This is a genomic window from Gymnodinialimonas sp. JB5-7, from assembly GCF_055693405.1.
Map to the genome: position 1 here is coordinate 427,262 of NZ_JBVFUX010000012.1, position 17,599 is coordinate 444,860.

At 61.1% G+C, this 17,599-nt stretch carries 17 protein-coding genes and 1 pseudogene; 9 read left to right on the top strand and 9 right to left on the bottom strand.

Going from position 1 to position 17,599, the window contains the following annotated elements; translation table 11 throughout:
• Positions 1 to 19: 19 nt before the first annotated feature.
• The 5 genes from ACZ1HK_RS09905 to ACZ1HK_RS09925 all read right to left on the bottom strand — a co-directional run bounded on the left by ACZ1HK_RS09905 (position 20) and on the right by ACZ1HK_RS09925 (position 4,799).
• Complete coding sequence (locus tag ACZ1HK_RS09905; protein ID WP_472628580.1) at positions 20 to 991, bottom strand: aldo/keto reductase; 972 nt, start codon at positions 989 to 991, stop codon at positions 20 to 22.
• A complete protein-coding gene (gene deoD, locus ACZ1HK_RS09910; protein WP_472628581.1) occupies positions 988 to 1,692 on the bottom strand; it encodes a purine-nucleoside phosphorylase in 705 nt (234 codons plus the stop codon). Before deoD ends, ACZ1HK_RS09905 begins: the two co-directional genes overlap by 4 nt.
• A gap of 127 nt (positions 1,693 to 1,819) precedes the next feature.
• The gene (locus ACZ1HK_RS09915; RefSeq protein WP_472628582.1) at positions 1,820 to 2,137 is read right to left on the bottom strand and encodes an H-NS histone family protein; all 318 of its coding nucleotides are present in this window, start codon (positions 2,135 to 2,137) and stop codon (positions 1,820 to 1,822) included.
• A 112-nt stretch (positions 2,138 to 2,249) separates the two neighbouring features.
• Positions 2,250 to 4,247 carry a methylmalonyl-CoA mutase family protein gene (locus tag ACZ1HK_RS09920; RefSeq protein ID WP_472628583.1) on the bottom strand — a complete coding sequence of 666 codons (1,998 nt, stop codon included), beginning with the start codon at positions 4,245 to 4,247 and terminating at the stop codon, positions 2,250 to 2,252.
• A gap of 156 nt (positions 4,248 to 4,403) precedes the next feature.
• Positions 4,404 to 4,799 carry a hypothetical protein gene (locus tag ACZ1HK_RS09925; RefSeq protein ID WP_472628584.1) on the bottom strand — a complete coding sequence of 132 codons (396 nt, stop codon included), beginning with the start codon at positions 4,797 to 4,799 and terminating at the stop codon, positions 4,404 to 4,406.
• Between the two features lie 99 nt (positions 4,800 to 4,898).
• Between ACZ1HK_RS09925 and ACZ1HK_RS09930 the strand changes: the two genes are divergently transcribed.
• The 3 genes from ACZ1HK_RS09930 to ACZ1HK_RS09940 all read left to right on the top strand — a co-directional run bounded on the left by ACZ1HK_RS09930 (position 4,899) and on the right by ACZ1HK_RS09940 (position 9,025).
• Positions 4,899 to 6,293: a 1-acyl-sn-glycerol-3-phosphate acyltransferase gene (locus ACZ1HK_RS09930; protein WP_472628585.1), complete on the top strand. Its 1,395-nt coding sequence runs from the start codon at positions 4,899 to 4,901 to the stop codon at positions 6,291 to 6,293.
• 217 nt (positions 6,294 to 6,510) lie between these two features.
• Positions 6,511 to 7,806 (top strand): crotonyl-CoA carboxylase/reductase, encoded by a 1,296-nt coding sequence (ccrA, locus tag ACZ1HK_RS09935; RefSeq protein WP_472630816.1) that lies wholly within the window; start codon positions 6,511 to 6,513, stop codon positions 7,804 to 7,806.
• 505 nt (positions 7,807 to 8,311) lie between these two features.
• The gene (locus tag ACZ1HK_RS09940; RefSeq protein WP_472628586.1) at positions 8,312 to 9,025 is read left to right on the top strand and encodes a thermonuclease family protein; all 714 of its coding nucleotides are present in this window, start codon (positions 8,312 to 8,314) and stop codon (positions 9,023 to 9,025) included.
• Between the two features lie 93 nt (positions 9,026 to 9,118).
• Here the strand turns inward: ACZ1HK_RS09940 and ACZ1HK_RS09945 are convergent, their stop codons facing one another.
• Together ACZ1HK_RS09945 and rpe are read right to left on the bottom strand one after the other, a co-directional pair.
• On the bottom strand, positions 9,119 to 10,048 hold the full coding sequence (locus ACZ1HK_RS09945; RefSeq protein WP_472628587.1) for an aminotransferase class IV: 930 nt from the start codon (positions 10,046 to 10,048) through the stop codon (positions 9,119 to 9,121).
• Entirely contained in the window at positions 10,045 to 10,722 is a 678-nt protein-coding gene (rpe, locus tag ACZ1HK_RS09950; protein ID WP_472628589.1) for a ribulose-phosphate 3-epimerase, read from the bottom strand. The genes ACZ1HK_RS09945 and rpe overlap by 4 nt, the downstream gene beginning before the upstream one ends.
• Before the next feature lie 100 nt (positions 10,723 to 10,822).
• Here rpe and ACZ1HK_RS09955 point away from each other — a divergent pair, with 100 nt between their 5' ends.
• The 5 genes and pseudogenes from ACZ1HK_RS09955 (at position 10,823) to ACZ1HK_RS09975 (ending at position 15,261) form a co-directional block, all read left to right on the top strand.
• Positions 10,823 to 11,269 (top strand): DMT family transporter, encoded by a 447-nt coding sequence (locus ACZ1HK_RS09955; RefSeq protein WP_472628590.1) that lies wholly within the window; start codon positions 10,823 to 10,825, stop codon positions 11,267 to 11,269.
• Positions 11,270 to 11,346: 77 nt separating this feature from the next.
• The gene (gene deoC / locus ACZ1HK_RS09960) at positions 11,347 to 12,348 is read left to right on the top strand and encodes a deoxyribose-phosphate aldolase (RefSeq protein WP_472628591.1); all 1,002 of its coding nucleotides are present in this window, start codon (positions 11,347 to 11,349) and stop codon (positions 12,346 to 12,348) included.
• A 4-nt stretch (positions 12,349 to 12,352) separates the two neighbouring features.
• Positions 12,353 to 12,634, top strand: coding sequence for a hypothetical protein (locus ACZ1HK_RS09965; protein WP_472628592.1), 282 nt, complete (start codon positions 12,353 to 12,355; stop codon positions 12,632 to 12,634).
• A 3-nt stretch (positions 12,635 to 12,637) separates the two neighbouring features.
• Positions 12,638 to 12,919: a hypothetical protein gene (locus tag ACZ1HK_RS09970; RefSeq protein WP_472628593.1), complete on the top strand. Its 282-nt coding sequence runs from the start codon at positions 12,638 to 12,640 to the stop codon at positions 12,917 to 12,919.
• A 1-nt stretch (position 12,920) separates the two neighbouring features.
• Positions 12,921 to 15,261, top strand: a pseudogene (locus tag ACZ1HK_RS09975) (aldehyde dehydrogenase family protein).
• 80 nt (positions 15,262 to 15,341) lie between these two features.
• Here the strand turns inward: ACZ1HK_RS09975 and ACZ1HK_RS09980 are convergent.
• Both ACZ1HK_RS09980 and ACZ1HK_RS09985 read right to left on the bottom strand, forming a co-directional pair.
• Positions 15,342 to 15,953: a DUF1523 family protein gene (locus tag ACZ1HK_RS09980; protein ID WP_472628594.1), complete on the bottom strand. Its 612-nt coding sequence runs from the start codon at positions 15,951 to 15,953 to the stop codon at positions 15,342 to 15,344.
• A 10-nt stretch (positions 15,954 to 15,963) separates the two neighbouring features.
• Positions 15,964 to 16,323, bottom strand: a complete 360-nt coding sequence (locus ACZ1HK_RS09985) for a hypothetical protein (RefSeq protein ID WP_472628595.1) — start codon at positions 16,321 to 16,323, stop codon at positions 15,964 to 15,966.
• Between ACZ1HK_RS09985 and ACZ1HK_RS09990 the strand changes: the two genes are divergently transcribed.
• A complete protein-coding gene (locus ACZ1HK_RS09990) occupies positions 16,322 to 17,593 on the top strand; it encodes an acetylornithine deacetylase/succinyl-diaminopimelate desuccinylase family protein (RefSeq protein ID WP_472628596.1) in 1,272 nt (423 codons plus the stop codon). The genes ACZ1HK_RS09985 and ACZ1HK_RS09990 overlap by 2 nt on opposite strands.
• Positions 17,594 to 17,599 lie beyond the last annotated feature (6 nt).

The following is a 17,599-nucleotide window of genomic DNA, read 5'->3' on the forward strand; positions in this document are numbered from 1 at the left end:
GTCTCCCCGCCGCGCCCGCCTAGCCGTAGATCTCGACCGCCGCCCATTGTGACGGCGCGTAACGCGCGCCATGCGCGAACCCGATGGGCAACAGCCGCTCGATCTCAGCCAGATCCTCGTCCGACAATGCGATCTCCGCGCCTTTCACCAATTCCGTCAGGTGCGCCGCCGACCGGGTTCCGGGGATTGGGATAACGTGTTCCCCTTGCGCAAGCACCCATGCCAAAGCCGTCGCCGCCGTGCTCCAACCCCGCTGCGCACACCAAGACCTAAACCCCTGAATATACCGCATATTCGCCTGGTAATTCGGGTCCAAAAACCGTGGTTGCCCCTTCCGGAAATCTCCTTCTGGAAACGCGTCTCGCCCGGGAAAGCCATCGCTTAACACGCCACGGGCCAGCGGTGAGAACGCAACAAAGGCCACGCCCAGTTCCGCACTGGTCTGGATCATCCCAAGCTCCGGCTGGCGCGACCATAGGGAGTATTCGGACTGAACTGCGGCCACCGGATGCACCGCATGGGCACGCCGCAAGCTGGCCGGTGAAATCTCGGAAAACCCGATGCCGCCGATAAGCCCCTCTTCGATAAACCGCGCAAGTGTTTCCGTCACCTCCTCAATCGGACGATCTGCTTCGCGCCGGTGGACGTAGAACAACTCGACCCGGTCCCGCTCCAACCGCTCCAATGACCCGTCCAGGGAACGCCGCAGGTCATCTGCTGCGTTGCTGAAATGCCGTGTAGGTTGCGTGTAGATGCCAGCCTTGGTGGCCAACATCACCTGCGCACCCGTCTCAGCCAGAAACTGGCCAATGGCTTTCTCACTGACGCCCGCGCCGTAGATTTCAGCCACATCCCAATGGGTTACACCCAGATCCACGGCGGCCTGCATGCACGCGAAGCTCTCCTCCACGTCCGTGGCCCCGTAGATGCCGCCAAAACTCATGCAGCCCAAGCCGACAGGCCCGACCGGATTCCCCGCCAGGCGCCTCATGCGAAGGCCGCTTCCAGCGCGATTTCCACCATGTCCGAGAAACTGGATTGGCGATCCTCCGATGGCAGCGCCTCCTCTGTCAGCAGGTGATCTGAAACGGTCAACACCGCAAGCGCCCGGCACCCATATCGCGCCGCCAATGTGTAAAGCTCCGCTGCCTCCATCTCGACTGCCAGAACGCCATGGCGCACCATCTGTTCATTCAGATCGGGCCGCTCATCGTAGAAAACATCGGACGAATAAATCCCGCCCACGTGAACTGGCATCTGGCGCGCGTCCGCGACGTGAAACGCTTTGTGGAGCAGCCCGAAATCCGCGCTCGGCGCGAAATTCAACTCGCGGAAGAACCCGCTCGATGGGGTTGAAAGAGTTGACGAGGTGGTCGCCAAGATCACATCACGCAGCTTGATATGCTCCTGCATAGCCCCGCAGGATCCGATGCGGATCAGTGTCTTGGCGCCATAGTCGCGGATCAATTCATTGGTATAGATCGACAGGCTCGGCATCCCCATGCCTGAGCCGTGGATCGTGACGCGATTTCCACGCCAAGTGCCCGTGAACCCCAGCATGCCCCGCACTTCATTGACGCAAACCGTATTCTCAAGGAACCGCTCCGCCGCCCATTTGGCGCGCAGCGGGTCGCCTGGCATCAGAACCGTCTCCGCAATGTCTCCGGGCTGTGCCCCAATATGAACCGTCATCGCCGCGCTCCCTGATGGATGTGTTTGCAACGGGATACCCCGCCCAGGCAGCGACGCATAGCCAATTGCCCACGAAAAAGGCCGCCCCGCATGGGACGGCCTTTTTCAAATCAACGCAAAGCGCAGTTCAGATCGCCATGGAGTCGAGCGTTTTGCCCTTTGCCAGCGCCTCTTTCACCCAATTGGGCTGACGTCCGCGTCCGGTCCATGTCTGCGAGCTATCCGCAGGATTGGCATATTTTGCCACGCCCTTGGGTTTTGCTCCGCCTTTTGCTTTGCCGCCAACAACGTCTTCCAGCGAGAAACCGTATTTCTTGGCCACTGCTTTCAGTTCGCTGAGGCATTCGGAACGCCGCTTTTTCTCGTAGCCCTTAATGGTGGCTGCGACTTCCTTTTGATGGACTTCCAGTTCTTCCAAGGTCATTTTGTCCAATGCTTTTGCCATTTTGGTCTTCCTTCTTTTTAGGCAGTCTGCAATTCGCGCATGCAGGAATGACATGCCAATGGCAAGCAAACTTTTAGACATGTCCTTTTTTGAGCGGAAAGCGCCGAAGGTGTTATTCAGCGGCGATTGGAGCCGGATCAACGAGTGTCACGATGTCCATCATGATGCGATTCAACTCGAAATCCTTGGGCGTATAAACCCGTGCAACGCCATATCCCAAAAGGGTTGCGCGATCCTCATCAGGAATAATGCCGCCAACCATGACAGGGATATCGAGCCCTTCGGCGTGCAGTCGCTCCATCACATCCTTGATCAACGGCACGTGGCTTCCGGACAGGATAGAAAGCCCGATAACATGGGCATTGTCCGCTTTGGCGGCCTCCACGATTTCGGCAGGCGTCAGGCGAATTCCTTCATAGGAAATATCCATGCCGCAATCCCGCGCGCGGAATGCAATTTGTTCGGCGCCATTCGAATGGCCATCAAGCCCCGGCTTGCCGACAAGGAATTTCAGGCGACGGCCGAGCTTGTCTGACACCGCATCAACCGCCTCACGAATATCATCCAGCCCTTCGGTCTTGTTTGACACCGCGCCAGACACTCCCGTTGGCCCGCGATATTCACCATGCACGGCGCGCATCACACCGGCCCATTCGCCCGTCGTGACACCGACCTTTGCGGCCCGGATCGAGGCCGGCATGACATTCTTTCCGTCTTTTGCCGCAACCCGCAAATCCGCCAATGCCGCTGCAACCGCCTCCGGGTCGCGCTCTGCGCGCCACGCGTTCAGCCGCGCAATCTGGTCTTGCTCCACCGCAGGATCGACAACCATGATCCCGCCATCTTCGCCCATCAACGGCGACGGCTCGGAGGCTGTGTATTTGTTCACACCGACTACGACGGTTTCGCCCCGTTCAATGGCATTCACACGATCGGCATTCGATTCAACCAAACGGCCCTTCATGTAATCAATCGCAGCGATTGCCCCGCCCATTGACTCAAGGTTCGCCAACTCTGCCCGTGCGCCCTCTTTCAAGGCTTCGACCTTTCCATCGACCACGGGATTTCCATCGAACAGGTCATCGTATTCCAGAAGGTCCGTCTCAAACGCCATGATCTGCTGCATCCGCATCGACCATTGCTGATCCCAGGGCCGCGGAAGACCAAGCGCTTCATTCCACGCCGGCAATTGTACCGCGCGCGCGCGTGCCTTTTTCGAAAGCGTCACCGCAAGCATTTCTATCAGAATACGATAGACGTTATTCTCTGGCTGCTGTTCCGTCAGCCCTAGCGAATTGACCTGCACCCCGTAGCGGAAGCGCCGCATTTTCGGATCGCTCACGCCATAGCGCGTTTCGCAAATCTCATCCCACAGATCGACAAAGGCGCGCATCTTGCACATCTCGGTCACGAACCGAATGCCCGCATTCACGAAGAAGGAAATGCGCCCCACCAATGTTGGGAAATCCTCTGCCGGAACGCGGGGGCGCAATTCATCCAGAACCGAAACCGCTGTGGCCAATGCAAAGGCCAATTCCTGCTCAGGCGTCGCACCGGCCTCTTGCAGGTGATAGGAACACACATTCATCGGGTTCCATTTTGGAACCTCTTTGTAACAATACTCGGCCACATCCGCGATCATCGCCAGGCTCGGCTTTGGCGGGCAGATATAGGTCCCCCGCGACAGGTATTCCTTCATCAGATCGTTCTGGACCGTGCCTTGCAGCTTGCTGATATCCGCGCCCTGCTCCTCCGCCACTGCGATATAAAGCGCCAGAAGCCAGGGCGCAGTCGCGTTGATCGTCATAGAGGTGTTCATCTGCTCCAGCGGGATCTCGTCAAAAAGCGTCCGCATATCACCCAGATGGCTGATCGGCACGCCGACCTTGCCGACCTCACCCCGCGCCAGAACATGGTCGCTGTCATAGCCCGTTTGCGTTGGCAGATCGAAGGCTACCGAAAGCCCTGTCTGGCCTTTCGCCAGATTACCCCGATAGAGCGCGTTGGATGCCTGCGCCGTGGAATGGCCGGCATAGGTCCGGATCAACCAGGGCCGGTCGGCTCGCCGCGTGGCGTCACCAGCTATGCGGTCCTTCTTCACATCCGACATGGTATTCTCCGACTCGATCCAAGCAACATCGTTTCGTCAGACCGCATCTAGACGGAACAAAATATCCCTGTCAATTCGCTGCACACGCAAAGCTGCACTGCGGCGCAGTCAGACAATTGCGGGACGGTGGGAGGGGCGAGATGCGGCTTGAACGCATCAGCGTCTCCCCCGACCCATCCGCAAATGCGGCGTCAGTAGGCCAACGCCCAAAAGGCACCACCCCAACACACCCTTTCCATGCGACGACAACGTGCTGCGGCCCGTGAAGCTCAAATGCCCCCACATCTCAGCCACGCTTGGGACTTGCGGGATCACCCAGCGCGGCGGCAAATCCTCAAAGATCACACGGTAATAGGCATAGTAGGCCTGCGGTGACATCCAGACGAACGCCCAGAACACCAAAACCGCGACGACGACGCGAACCGCCCAAACACGCCCTCGCGCCACCAACCGCACACCGCACAGGCAGACCGCCGCCATCACGCACGAAAGGGCCACAAGCCCCACACGTTCCCACTGGGTCAGCGTGAAGAAGGAATCGAAATCGTACATCACCGCAGCATCGTCACCGGTCTCGCTTCGGGCACAAGCAGCTGCGCATCACGAACGCGCCAGATTGCACCAAGGGCGGATTCCTGACACCTTCCGCCCATGACGGCGCCCGTAACACTTCCCCTCTGGCTTTTTGTCCTGATTGTCTTGTTTGCGGCCTTCACCTTCGCATCGCATTTCCTGTTTCCGTCGGTCCGCTGGTTCCTCCGCCGCAGGCTCGAACGGGCCGTCTCGCGCCTCAACACCCGCCTCAAACGCCCGATCCAGCCTTTCAAACTGGCGCGCCGCGCCGACACCGTACGGCGTCTCCTGTTTGACCCACAAGTCGCCCAAGCCATCGCCGACCATGCGCGTGAGAACAACATCCGTGTCGATGTCGCTGCCGAAAAGGCTGAGCGCTACGCGCGCGAAATCGTGCCGGGCTTCTCTGCCTTCACCTATTTCTCGTTCGGCACCCGTGCCGCCCGCTGGCTAAGTCAATCGCTCTACCGTGTGCGGCTAACCAACCCCAATGATGACGCGCTGGAACAGGTTCCAGAAGACAGCACGGTCATCTTCGTGATGAACCACCGCTCCAATATGGATTACGTGCTGGTCACTTGGATCGTCGCCGAGCGTTCCACGTTGGCCTATGCGGTCGGTGAATGGGCGCGGGTCTGGCCGCTGCGCAGCCTGGTGCGTGCCATGGGCGGCTATTTCATCCGCCGCCGCCACAACAACCCGCTCTACCGCAAAGTCCTTGCCCGCTACGTCCAGATCGCGACCGACGAAGGCGTCACCCAGGCCGTTTTCCCAGAAGGTGGACTTTCGCGAACCGGGGGCTTGGGCAAACCGAAACTCGGCCTGATCTCCTACATCCTCGACGGCTTCAGCCCCGGCAACTCCCGCGATGTCGTGTTTGTTCCTGTCGCGCTGAACTACGATCGCGTCATGGAAGACCGGAACCTGATCGAGGCGCAGACAGGTGGCACAGCCGGGTTCAAGTTTTCCCTTACCCCTATCTTCCGCTACCTCCGCCGCCAGATCTGGCATCGCATCACCGGAAAGTTCCACCGCTACGGTTATGCCGCCGTCAGCTTTGGCGATCCGCTATCCCTCACCGATTTCCTTGCGACCGACCGCACTGACCAACCTGCTGCGCTGGGTGATGCCCTGATGGACCGCATCGCCGCAGTCACGCCCGTTGTGCCCGTCCCCCTCGTTGCCCACGCACTCCGCGACGGCAACGTCACGGCTGAGGCGCTGGATACCGCCATAGCCACCCGCATCACGCGCGCCGAGACCAAGGGCGTCGGCATCCACCTCGCCCGCGACGATTTGCAATACACCGTCGAGGCCGGCCTGCGTGCCCTTGAGGAGCGTGGATTCATCGATCGCGACGAAGACCCCGAGCGGATCACGATCCCCGACCGCGGCAAACCTGTGGTCGAATACTATGCCGCCAGTGTCGCGCATCTGTTGGATGCGGAGCGATTGGAGGATGCGGCGGAATAGCTCCACTGCCGTCTGCTTCTGTCCAGCCCGCTATGGCGAAGGTCCCTCCTCCGTCAGCTCGCCTCGGCACATTTGATAATCCGTGACGACATAAAATTACCGAAACATACACTTTCGTGTTGCTTTCTTGCGCACCCACAAATATCTCTCGCATCAGCAGCAAATGATTCCGCAGTGCGGCATGCCCGCCCGGAGGTACCTGATGACGGAGACAGCCATGGCCCTCGACGCCCCCAAGCAAGATGCCCCCTACGACGCGCCTATGAAGGACCTCTACGAGATGGGCGAAATGCCCCCCATGGGCTACGTGCCGCCCAAGATGTACGCGTGGACGATCCGTCGTGAGCGCCATGGCGAGCCGGACAAGGCGTTCGAAGTTGAAGTCGTCGACACCCCCACACTGGACAGCAACGAAGTCCTCGTCCTCGTGATGGCCGCAGGCGTCAACTACAACGGTGTCTGGGCCGGTCTCGGCCAGCCGATCAGCCCCTTCGACGGCCACGGCGCGCCCTATCATATTGCGGGCTCCGACGCTTCGGGCATCGTCTGGGCCGTGGGCGAGAAGGTGAAGCGCTGGAAGGTCGGCGACGAGGTCGTCATCCACTGCAACCAGGACGACGGCGATGATGAGGAATGCAACGGCGGCGACCCGATGTACTCCAACAGCCAGCGGATCTGGGGCTATGAGACGCCCGACGGCTCCTTCGCGCAGTTCACCAACGTGCAATCGCAGCAGCTCATGCCGCGCCCCAAGCACCTCACCTGGGAGGAGGCCGCGTGTTACACGCTGACGCTCGCAACCGCCTACCGGATGCTGTTTGGCCACGAACCCCACGACCTCAAGCCCGGCCAGAACGTGCTGGTTTGGGGCGCGTCGGGTGGTCTCGGCTCCTACGCGATCCAGCTGGCGAATACGGCAGGTGCCAACGCCATCGCCGTCATCTCGGACGAGAGCAAACGCGACTTCGTCATGTCCCTCGGCGCAAAGGGCGCCATCAACCGACGTGATTTCAACTGCTGGGGCCAGCTTCCCACGGTGAACACGCCCGAATATGCCGAATGGTTCAAGGAAGCCCGCAAGTTCGGCAAGGCGATCTGGGACATCACCGGCAAGGGCAACAACGTCGACATGGTCTTCGAACACCCGGGCGAGGCGACCTTCCCCGTCTCGACCTTCGTCTGCAAAAAGGGCGGTATGGTCGTGATCTGCGCCGGCACCTCAGGCTTCAACTGCACCTTCGATGTCCGCTACATGTGGATGCACCAGAAGCGCCTGCAGGGCAGCCACTTCGCCCATCTCAAGCAAGCGTCAGCCGCCAACAAGCTGATGTGCGAACAGCGTCTCGATCCCTGCATGTCCGAAGTCTTCCCTTGGGCCGAACTGCCCGAGGCGCACATGAAAATGCTCCGCAACGAACACAAGCCCGGCAACATGTCGGTGCTCGTTCAGGCCCCACGCACTGGCTTGCGGACATTGGAGGATGTGCTGGAAGCCGGACCCACCGCCTCCTGACCCAATAGAATGGGCCCCAAGACTACGCGCCCCGCGTCGGAGAAACCGGCGTGGGGCTTTTTGTGGTGTGGCCCGCGATTCTTGCGGGAAACAGGGCCGCCATCAAAAAAACGCAATCCAGCGCTCTTGCGGAAACAATGGCCGGCAGGCCGGAGGACTTGTTCCGCCGCTGACCATGGACATGACCTTTTGGTCAAGTAGCCGTGGGCGGTGAAATGATGGCATATATTGCATACCGGTGGCCCGATTTCAGGCCCCGCGGCTTTCGAGTTGTGTTGCCGCATGTAGCGGCTCGCGTGACCAGTCCAGTTGAATTCATCTACCGACCCCGCACAACCCGCACGCGTACGAGGGTCCCTTGAGATCGACAACGTAACGCGAGGGAGCGCCTCTGCCTCCCTCGCACCGCGTGTCACGCGTCAAAACTCCGCAAAACCTGACGGCATACGGTTCGCTCCGCAGGTAAGTGCTTGCTTCTGAACGTATTTGTGTTCGAAATCCCGCCATGGATGTATTGATCGCGTTCTTTCTTCTTTGTGGAATTATCTGGCTTGTGTATCGCATCGGGGCTTCCGCGTTTCGTGGACCCGACCTGATCGACGATCGGGACACTGCAAATCGGGCCGACCGGCGGCCACCGAACCCGGTCAGGCCAAGCACCCTCCGAAATCCCGCACCGCCTGCTGAGAAACCGCGCGAAAGCCGTCGACCGGAACGCCCGGCGTCTAGCTATGACAGCCAGCCCACCCCAGCCGGGGCGCAAGGGCGGTTTTCGGCGGCGACGGCTGCCCAAGTTCGCACGCCCCAGATCCTTTCTGGGCCCGCCTACATCGTCGACGGCGACACCATCCGGATTAAGAAGACCCAGATCAGGCTCTTCGGCATCGATGCGCCTGAGATGAACCATCCCTTTGGCAAGAAAGCAAAGTGGGCGCTGGTCCATTTGTGCAAAGGGCAACATGTCCGGGCAGAGATTCTTGAAAAAGACGCCCATGGCCGCACCGTCGCCAAATGCACCCTGCCCGATGGTAGCGATCTGTCGGCCGAGATGGTGAAGGCAGGAATGGCGATTGATTGGCCGAAGTTCTCTGGCGGACTCTATACCGCGCTTGAGGTGCCGGGTGTACGCAAGAAGCTTTGGCTCGCCGATGCCCGACAGAAAGGACGGATGCATGTCTGGGAGGCGTTCGAAGCCCGTCAACAGCAAGGCGCGAAATGAGCCGGTTCTTGGGTAAACAGGATTTTAAGAAGGAACGATATTTCGTTTTGAAACAGACATCTAAGTGCCTTGCTCACGCGTGAGCAAACCCGATCAGCCCCCTGCCTTTATCGCCGCCACATGCTCGGCGACGGCTTCCTTGTACAGCGCCTGTATCCGCGCCGTCACAGGCCGTTGACCCGTCCCCACCGGTTTCCCATCCAGCGACGCAACCGGCGTCTGCGCGCCGAAGGTGCCAGTGAGAAATGCCTCCTCCGCACCGTGCACATCGACCAGCGAAAAATTCCGTTCGAACACCGGGATCCCATCGTGGCGACACAATTCGATGACCTTCGCCCGAGTGACGCCGTTCATGCAGTAGTCGCCGGTCGAGGTCCAAACCTCGCCCCGCTTCACGATGAAGAAGTTGCAGGCATTCGTTGTGTTCACGAACCCATGCGGGTCCAACATCAACCCCTCATCCGCACCCGCCTGCTCGGCCTGCAAACACGCGATCACGCAGTTGAGTTTCGAGTGGGAATTGTACTTCGCATCCTGGCTCATCGGCAGCCCGCGCGCCTGCGGAACGGTGGCCAGCCGAATGCCCGCGCCCTGCAAACGGTCGACAGGCTTCGAATGCTCCATGATGATCACAAGCGTCGGCCCCGATTGGCTGAGCGACGGGTGCTGAAACGGCCGCACCTTCACGCCCCGCGTCAGCATCAGGCGGCAATGGACATCCGTTTCCATCCCATTCGCAGCGCGGGTCGTCTCCAAAGCATCAAAGATGCCTTGCCGATCCATCCCGACATCAAGGCTCACGGCTTTGCAACTGTCGAAGAACCGATCCATGTGCTCATCGAAAAAGGCCCAGACCCCATCGTAGAGCCGCAACCCCTCCCACATGCCATCCCCGAGCATGAAGCCGCTGTCATAAACCGAGACTTTCGCGTCATCCCGGTGCACGATCTCGCCATTCACATAAATGCCGATATCGGCATTGCGTGGGTCCTCCAGCGCGTCGTGGGTGATGTGCCCGTTCATCCGGCCGCAGCCCTGATGGCCCGGATATTCTCGCCGTAAGGACCAGGGGTTTCGACCGAGCCGCCCCGGAACACGGCGGAGCCAGCGACCAGCACGTCCGCGCCTGCCCCCGCCACAATCGGCGCGGTGTTCACGTCAACACCACCGTCAATCTCGATGTGCACCTCACGGTCCCCGATCATTGCGCGTAGCTCGGCAATCTTGCCGGACATGTCGATAAAGCTTTGGCCCCCGAAGCCCGGGTTCACGGTCATCACGCAGATCAGATCACACAGGTCCAGAACATGCGCTATGGCGCTGGCAGGTGTGCCGGGATTGAGCGCAACGCCCGCCTTCATCCCCGCCCCACGAATGGCCTGGAGCGTTCTGTGGATGTGCGGCCCGGCCTCCACGTGCGCGGTCAAAACGTCCGCGCCTGCATCTGCATAGGCCTCGATATACGGATCGACGGGTGCGATCATCAAATGAACATCCATCACCGTCGACACATGGCGGCGCAACGCTTTGACCATCGGCGGGCCGAATGTGAGGTTTGGCACGAAATGCCCGTCCATCACGTCGATGTGGATCCAGTCTGCCCCCTGCGCCTCGACCGCCTGAACTTCAGCGCCAAAATTGGCGAAGTCGGCGGCAAGGATCGACGGCGCGATCTTGATGGAACGGTCAAACGACATGGGCTTCCCTCCGGTTATCGCGGTCCTAGCTTGCGCGTGCACTCTTGGCAATTCCGGTTGGTCGGCGCATCGTCACACTCCACTCTGCCGGAGGCGCGCCATGTCCAGCCAATACATCTTCGCCCTGATCGCCGTCGCCGTGGGCGGGGCGTGTATTTCTACGCAGGCCCCCATCAATGCCCGCCTGGGCAGCTTCGCGGGCGATCCGGTTGTGGCGGCTGCGATCAGCTTCATCGTGGGGGCCATTGTCTTGTCCATCATCGTGGTTCTGCGCGGAGCGGTCCCCAGTGTCGGCCAAATGGCCGCTGCCCCCTGGTGGGCCTGGATGGGTGGTGCACTTGGTGCCGTTTATGTTTGGGCTGCAGTCTGGTCAGTCGGCACGCTTGGGGTGGTGACACTGGTCGCCGCCTTGATCTTCGGCCAGCTTGCGGCGGCCCTTGTGCTGGATGCGATCGGCGCGTTTGGCTTGCAGGTGCGAGAGGTCAGTTGGACACGTATCGCCGCCATTGGGCTGGTCGCCGCAGGCCTTGTTCTGTCCCGCATCTGATTTTTGACCGTTTGGTCAACCTTGCCTTCCATGCCCCCGCGTGAGACCTTAGGGACAACGCGCATCAGGGCCGTCCCATGACCGACACGCTTCACCACGCCACCACAACCGCCACCGACCAACTGCCACAGGTTCACCTGCCTCGAAACGATGGCATGGAGCTGGACCTCGACTGGGTTGCCTCGGTTCAGGCCAATACCTCGGCCATCGAACGCCGTGCAGCGACCTTGCCGGGTCGGCGCTCCGTCAAGAAAACGCATCAGGCCGCGTGGCTGGCCAAGGCGATCACTCTGATCGACCTGACGACATTATCCGGCGATGACACAGAAGGCCGGGTGCGCCGTCTGTGCGCCAAGGCGCGCCAACCGGTCCGCGCCGATCTGCTGGAGGCGCTTGGTCTGCCGCCAATCACCACCGGTGCAGTGTGCGTCTATCATGACATGATCGAGACCGCCGTTGAGGCGCTGCAGGGCACGAATATCCCCGTCGCCGCCGTCTCCACCGGCTTTCCCGCTGGCCTCAGCCCGTTCGAACTCCGCGTGAAAGAGATAGAGATGTCGGTCGCCGCCGGTGCGAAGGAAATCGACATCGTCATCTCCCGTCGTCACGCGCTGACCGGGAACTGGCAGGCCCTTTACGATGAAATGAAGGCATTCCGCGAAGCCTGCGGCGCGGCGCATGTGAAGGCGATCCTGGCCACCGGCGAACTCGGCACGTTGCGCAACGTCGCCAAAGCCTCGCTTGTGTGCATGATGGCCGGTGCCGATTTCATCAAGACCTCTACCGGCAAGGAAAGCGTGAACGCCACGCTTCCCGTCAGCCTCACCATGATCCGCGCCATCCGCGCGTTCGAGGCGCGGACTGGCTACAAGGTCGGCTACAAACCGGCAGGCGGAATTTCAAAGGCGAAGGACAGCCTCGTTTACCTGAGCCTGATGAAAGAGGAATTGGGCAATCGCTGGCTCCAACCGGATCTGTTCCGTTTCGGAGCGTCTTCGCTTTTGGGCGATATCGAACGGCAACTTGAGCACCATGTCACCGGCGCCTATTCCGCCGGTTGGCGGCATCCGATCGGGTGAGGCCATGCCAATAGACTTCAACTTCATCCTCCTGCTCATCGTGATTGGCGTCAGCCTCTGGCTGATGATGCGCGTCAATCGACCGCTCAAGGAAGAGGCGCTGAAGCTAACGGTCGATCAGGCACGTACCTTCAACAAGAAGTACCGCAACAAGGCCAATCGCGCCGACATGCCCGCGGAGTTCCGCGCCGTGGCCGACGCCGCAGACCGTGCACGACCCGTGACCATTGCTGCAGCCCTTACCATGACCGCGTCCCTTGCCGCCTACATCCTGATTGGGACGTGATCGATGCACCTGAGTTTCAACGCAATCATCATTCTCTGCCTTGTCCTTTACGTCATCTGGATGGGCTATTCGGAGCATCGCAAGGAAACCGCTTCAACCGCGACGCTGACGCCCGAACAACTGGCGCGCTTCAACGCAGCTTATGCCTTTGCCCAACCCGCCGCAGAATACGACGCCGACCTGCAACCTCACGCAGCCATTGCGCAACGCGCACGGATCCGAAAAGCAGTGGCGTTGATCCTGCTTGTGGCGGTGGCTGCCCTCATCCTTTTCAGGGGTCTTTGATATGAACACCCGCGATATCTTCGAAAGCATGGAGTACGGCCCGGCCCCTGAATCGTCTGCCGAAGCCATTGGATGGCTGGCCGATCGCGGTGGCATCGCAGGCCATTTCATCGGCGGCACATGGGGCCCTCTGCGCGATGATTTCGCGTCGAACAACCCCGCAACCGGCGAGAAATTGGCGGGCGTGACCAAGGGCAGTCCTGAAGAGGTTACCAAGGCCGTTGCCGCCGCCCGCAAAGCCCAACCGAAATGGGCCAAGGACGCCTCCGCACGTGCCCGCGTTCTTTATGCCATTGCGCGGTTGATGCAGAAGCATTCGCGCCTGCTGGCGACGATGGAGACGCTCGACAATGGCAAACCGATCCGCGAGTCCCGCGACATCGACGTGCCGCTGGCGATCCGGCATTTCTATTACCACGCGGGCCTTGCGCAGCTGGTCGATGCTGAGATGCCCGGCTTTGCCCCCATCGGCGTATGCGGCCAGATCATCCCGTGGAATTTCCCGCTCTTGATGCTGGCCTGGAAGATCGCGCCTGCGCTGGCCGCCGGGAACACGGTGGTGCTGAAGCCGGCTGAATACACGTCGCTTTCGGCCATGGTCTTTGCGGAGATCTGTCAGGAGGCGGGCGTGCCGCCTGGCGTTGTGAACATCGTCACCGGGGACGGGGAAACCGGGGCCGCGTTGGTCGACGCGGACGTCGACAAGATCGCCTTCACCGGCTCCACCGCCGTAGGCCGTCGTATCCGGGAACAGACTGCAGGCACCGGCAAAAGCCTGACGTTGGAGCTTGGCGGCAAGTCCCCCTACATCGTGTTCGAGGACGCCGACATCGACAGCGCCATCGAAGGGCTGGTGGATGCGATCTGGTTCAACCAGGGCCAGGTGTGCTGCGCAGGCTCTCGCCTTCTGGTGCAGGAAGGCATCGCCGATGATTTCCATACCCGCCTAAAGGCTCGCATGGCGAACCTGCGCATCGGCGATCCGATGGACAAATGCATCGATGTGGGCGCCATCGTTGACCCGGTGCAGCACGCCACGATCACCAAGATGGTCAGCGAAACGGACGGCGAGGTCTACCAGGCGCCGATCCCTGTGCCGGAGACCGGCTGCTTCTACCCGCCCACGTTGATCACGGGCCTGCATACGGCAGCCCCCCTGATGCAGGAGGAGATCTTTGGGCCGGTGCTTGTCTCCACCACTTTCCGCACGCCGGCGGAGGCGGTCGAGGTCGCCAACAACACCCGATACGGGCTGGCCGCGACGCTGTGGACGGAAAACCTGAACCTTGCCCTCGACATCGCGCCGAAGCTGGTGGCAGGCGTGGTCTGGGTGAATGCCACGAACCTGTTTGACGCCGCGGCCCCCTTCGGCGGCGTGCGCGAAAGCGGGTTTGGCCGCGAAGGCGGGTGGGAGGGGCTGCAAGCCTATCTCAAACCGACCTCGAAACTGTCCCCCGCAAAGGCGCTGCCTGTGCCGAACGCACCCGAGGCTCCGACAGCCGAGGGGATGGACCGCACCGCGAAGATGTATGTCGGCGGCAAGCAGGTCCGGCCTGATGGCGGCTACAGCCAAGCCCACTACAGTAAATCGGGGGCGCTTTTGGGCCATACGGGTCTGGGCAATCGCAAGGATATTCGCAACGCCGTGGAAGCCGCTGCGGCCGCCAAAGGCTGGTCCAAGACCACAGGCCATCTGCGCGCGCAAATCCTGTACTATCTGGGCGAGAACCTATCGGCCCGCGCGACGGAATTCGCCGACCGGATCCGCGACACGACGAACACCTCCGCCGCGAAGGCACGGGCCGAGGTCGATGCCACGATCAACGCGCTTTTCACCTATGCCGCCTTCGCCGACAAATATGATGGCGCGGCAAAGGGCGTTCCGATCCGCGGCATAGCTTTGGCCATGCACGAGCCGGTCGGTGTGATCGGCGCGCTCGCGCCCGATGACGCGCCTCTCCTGGGCTCTGCGACCCTCGTCGCAAGCGCGATGTCGATGGGCAATCGGCATGGTGCTGGTGCCAAGTCAGGCGGCCCCACTCGTGGCGACGGACCTCTATCAAGTGCTGGAAACCTCAGACGTTCCGGGCGGCGTGGTGAATATCGTAACAGGACAGCATGGCGATATGGCCAAGACGCTGGCCGCCCATGCCAATGTCGATGCGCTGTGGTCGTTCTCGCCGCACGCTGATGTGGCTGAGCTTGAGCGTGCAAGCGCCTTGAACCTGAAACGCGCCTGGGTGAACCACGGCGGCAACCCGGATTGGGCGACGCTTGATCCGAAGTTGGCCCTGGCACAGGCGACCGAGACCAAGACGATCTGGGTGCCCTACGGCGAGTGATCCGACAGATTTGTTTGCACGCAAGCAATGCCTCCGGCGGGCATTTTCAGGGAACAAAGATTGGGGCGGAGAAGGATGGCTCAGCCGCGACCGGAGAGCCGATCTCTGATCTTCGCCCACCTGACCGATGCGGCATCCACGATGGGCAGGATGACCCGATCTTCAAACCGTTCCCATATGCGCCAGATCATGAACAGGATCAGGGCAAACACCAGCAGGATCACGAAGGGCATCCACGGGATCAGGGTGACATCCGGACCGTCGACCCGTTCAATCGACAGGGCATTGGGGTAGGACGACAAAAGGTTGTTGCGCCATCCGTAGTGCGTGATCGCCACCCAGACTGGCGCATCCCGGGTTGAGCGGAGATCCTGCGCCTCGGTCTGCAAATCCTGGCTGTCGATCTTGAAATAAGGCGGCCAGCCAAAGATACCGGTATCTTCGTTGCGGTAATCAATCGGCGTATCGTCGGGCCGTACGGCGCTGATGATGCGCACATCTCGCTGCACGGATGTGCCCTCAACGCCGCTGTCGGATTGCGCGTAGAACCACGCCGTCCAACCAGAAATCTCGGTCAACTGCAGCTGAGTATCCACGATCCGCACGACATCGCGCTGCGGCAAGGTGTAGTGCAGGAACGCCCCGAAGACCGCGAACACACACAGCAGAAAGATGATCCGGGCCCAACGCATGAGACGTCCTTCAGTTGGTCAGCGCCACAAAGGCGAACAATCCAACAACCGGAATGACATAGACAAACAGGACAAGCCACACCCGAATCCGCGACGCAGCCACTCCGATCCTGGCGGCCACCCAGGCCTCGCGCGTGTCAGGTCGTCCGGCCTGCACCCATTCCTCTTCCAGCCGCATGCGCGCGCCCGAACGGAGGTAGAAGAACATGCAAACGTAAACGACGGTCAGCCCGATCATCATCACAATGGCAATGCGGCCCAGTCCAAGCATTCCGTCCTCCGTCAGTATGGGTCCCAACAGATATAGGGCGAAACCCGGTCGAATGGCAGGGCTTGCGGCCAGATCACGCGCGGCGCAGATTTGGCCCATGTCTGAGCACGCCCTTCTGAACGCCATCACGGCCCGCCGCGACGACCTGATCGCGCTGACCCAAGACCTGATCCGCATTCCAACGCTGAACCCGCCCGGCCGGAATTACCGCGAGATTTGCGGCTACCTGGCCGACCGGCTCGGCCCGCTCGGCTTCGAGGTTGAACTGATCCGCGCCGAAGGGGCGCCGGCTGACAGCACGACTTATCCCCGCTGGAACCTTGTCGCGCGGTATAAGGGCGGACCGGGCGAGTGTGTGCATTTCAACAGCCACCATGATGTCGTGGCCGTGGGCCATGGCTGGACGAAGGACCCCTTCGGCGGCGAACTCGAAGACGGCAAGATCTTCGGGCGCGGGGCGTGTGACATGAAGGGCGGGCTCGCCGCCTCCATCATCGCGGCCGAGGCCTTCGTCGACACGCACCCAAGCTTCAACGGATCGGTTGAGATCAGCGCCACAGCCGATGAAGAATCCGGCGGCTATGGCGGCGTCGCTTATCTGGCGGAGCAGGGCTATTTCGACCCGGACCGGGTGCAGCACGTCATCATCCCGGAACCACTCAACAAGGATCGCATCTGTCTCGGCCATCGCGGGGTTTGGTGGGCCGAGATCGAGACCCATGGCCGGATCGCCCATGGCTCCATGCCCTTCCTTGGTGACTGCGCCGTCCGCCATATGGGTGCGGTGCTGGAAGAGATGGAGCGCTCGCTCTTCCCGCTTCTGGCCACCAAACACACTGAGATGCCCGTGGTGCCCGAAGGCGCACGGCAATCCACGATGAACATCAATGCCATCCATGGCGGCGAGCCTGTGCAGGGCGCGGACTACACCGGCTTTCCCTCTGCCTGCGTGCCGGATCGCTGCAAGATCACGATCGACCGCCGCTACCTGATCGAGGAAAACGAAGGCGAAGTGCGGGCCGAAATCGAAGCTGTGCTGGAGAAGGTGAAGGCTGCACGCCCCAACTTCCGCTACGAACTGAAAGAGCTCTGGTCCGTCTCCCCCACCATGACAGAGCGCGATGCGCCGGTTGTGAAAACAGTCGAGGCCGCAATTGCCAACGTCCTCGACACCCAAGCCGATTTCGTCGTCTCACCCGGCACCTACGACCAAAAGCACATCGACCGGATCGGCAAATTGAAAAACTGCATCGCCTACGGGCCAGGGATCCTTGACCTTGCCCACCAGCCAGACGAATGGGTGGGCGTGCAGGATATGGAGGACAGCGCCAAGGTCATGGCGCTGACGCTAGCAGAGTTGCTGCTTTAGTGGCGC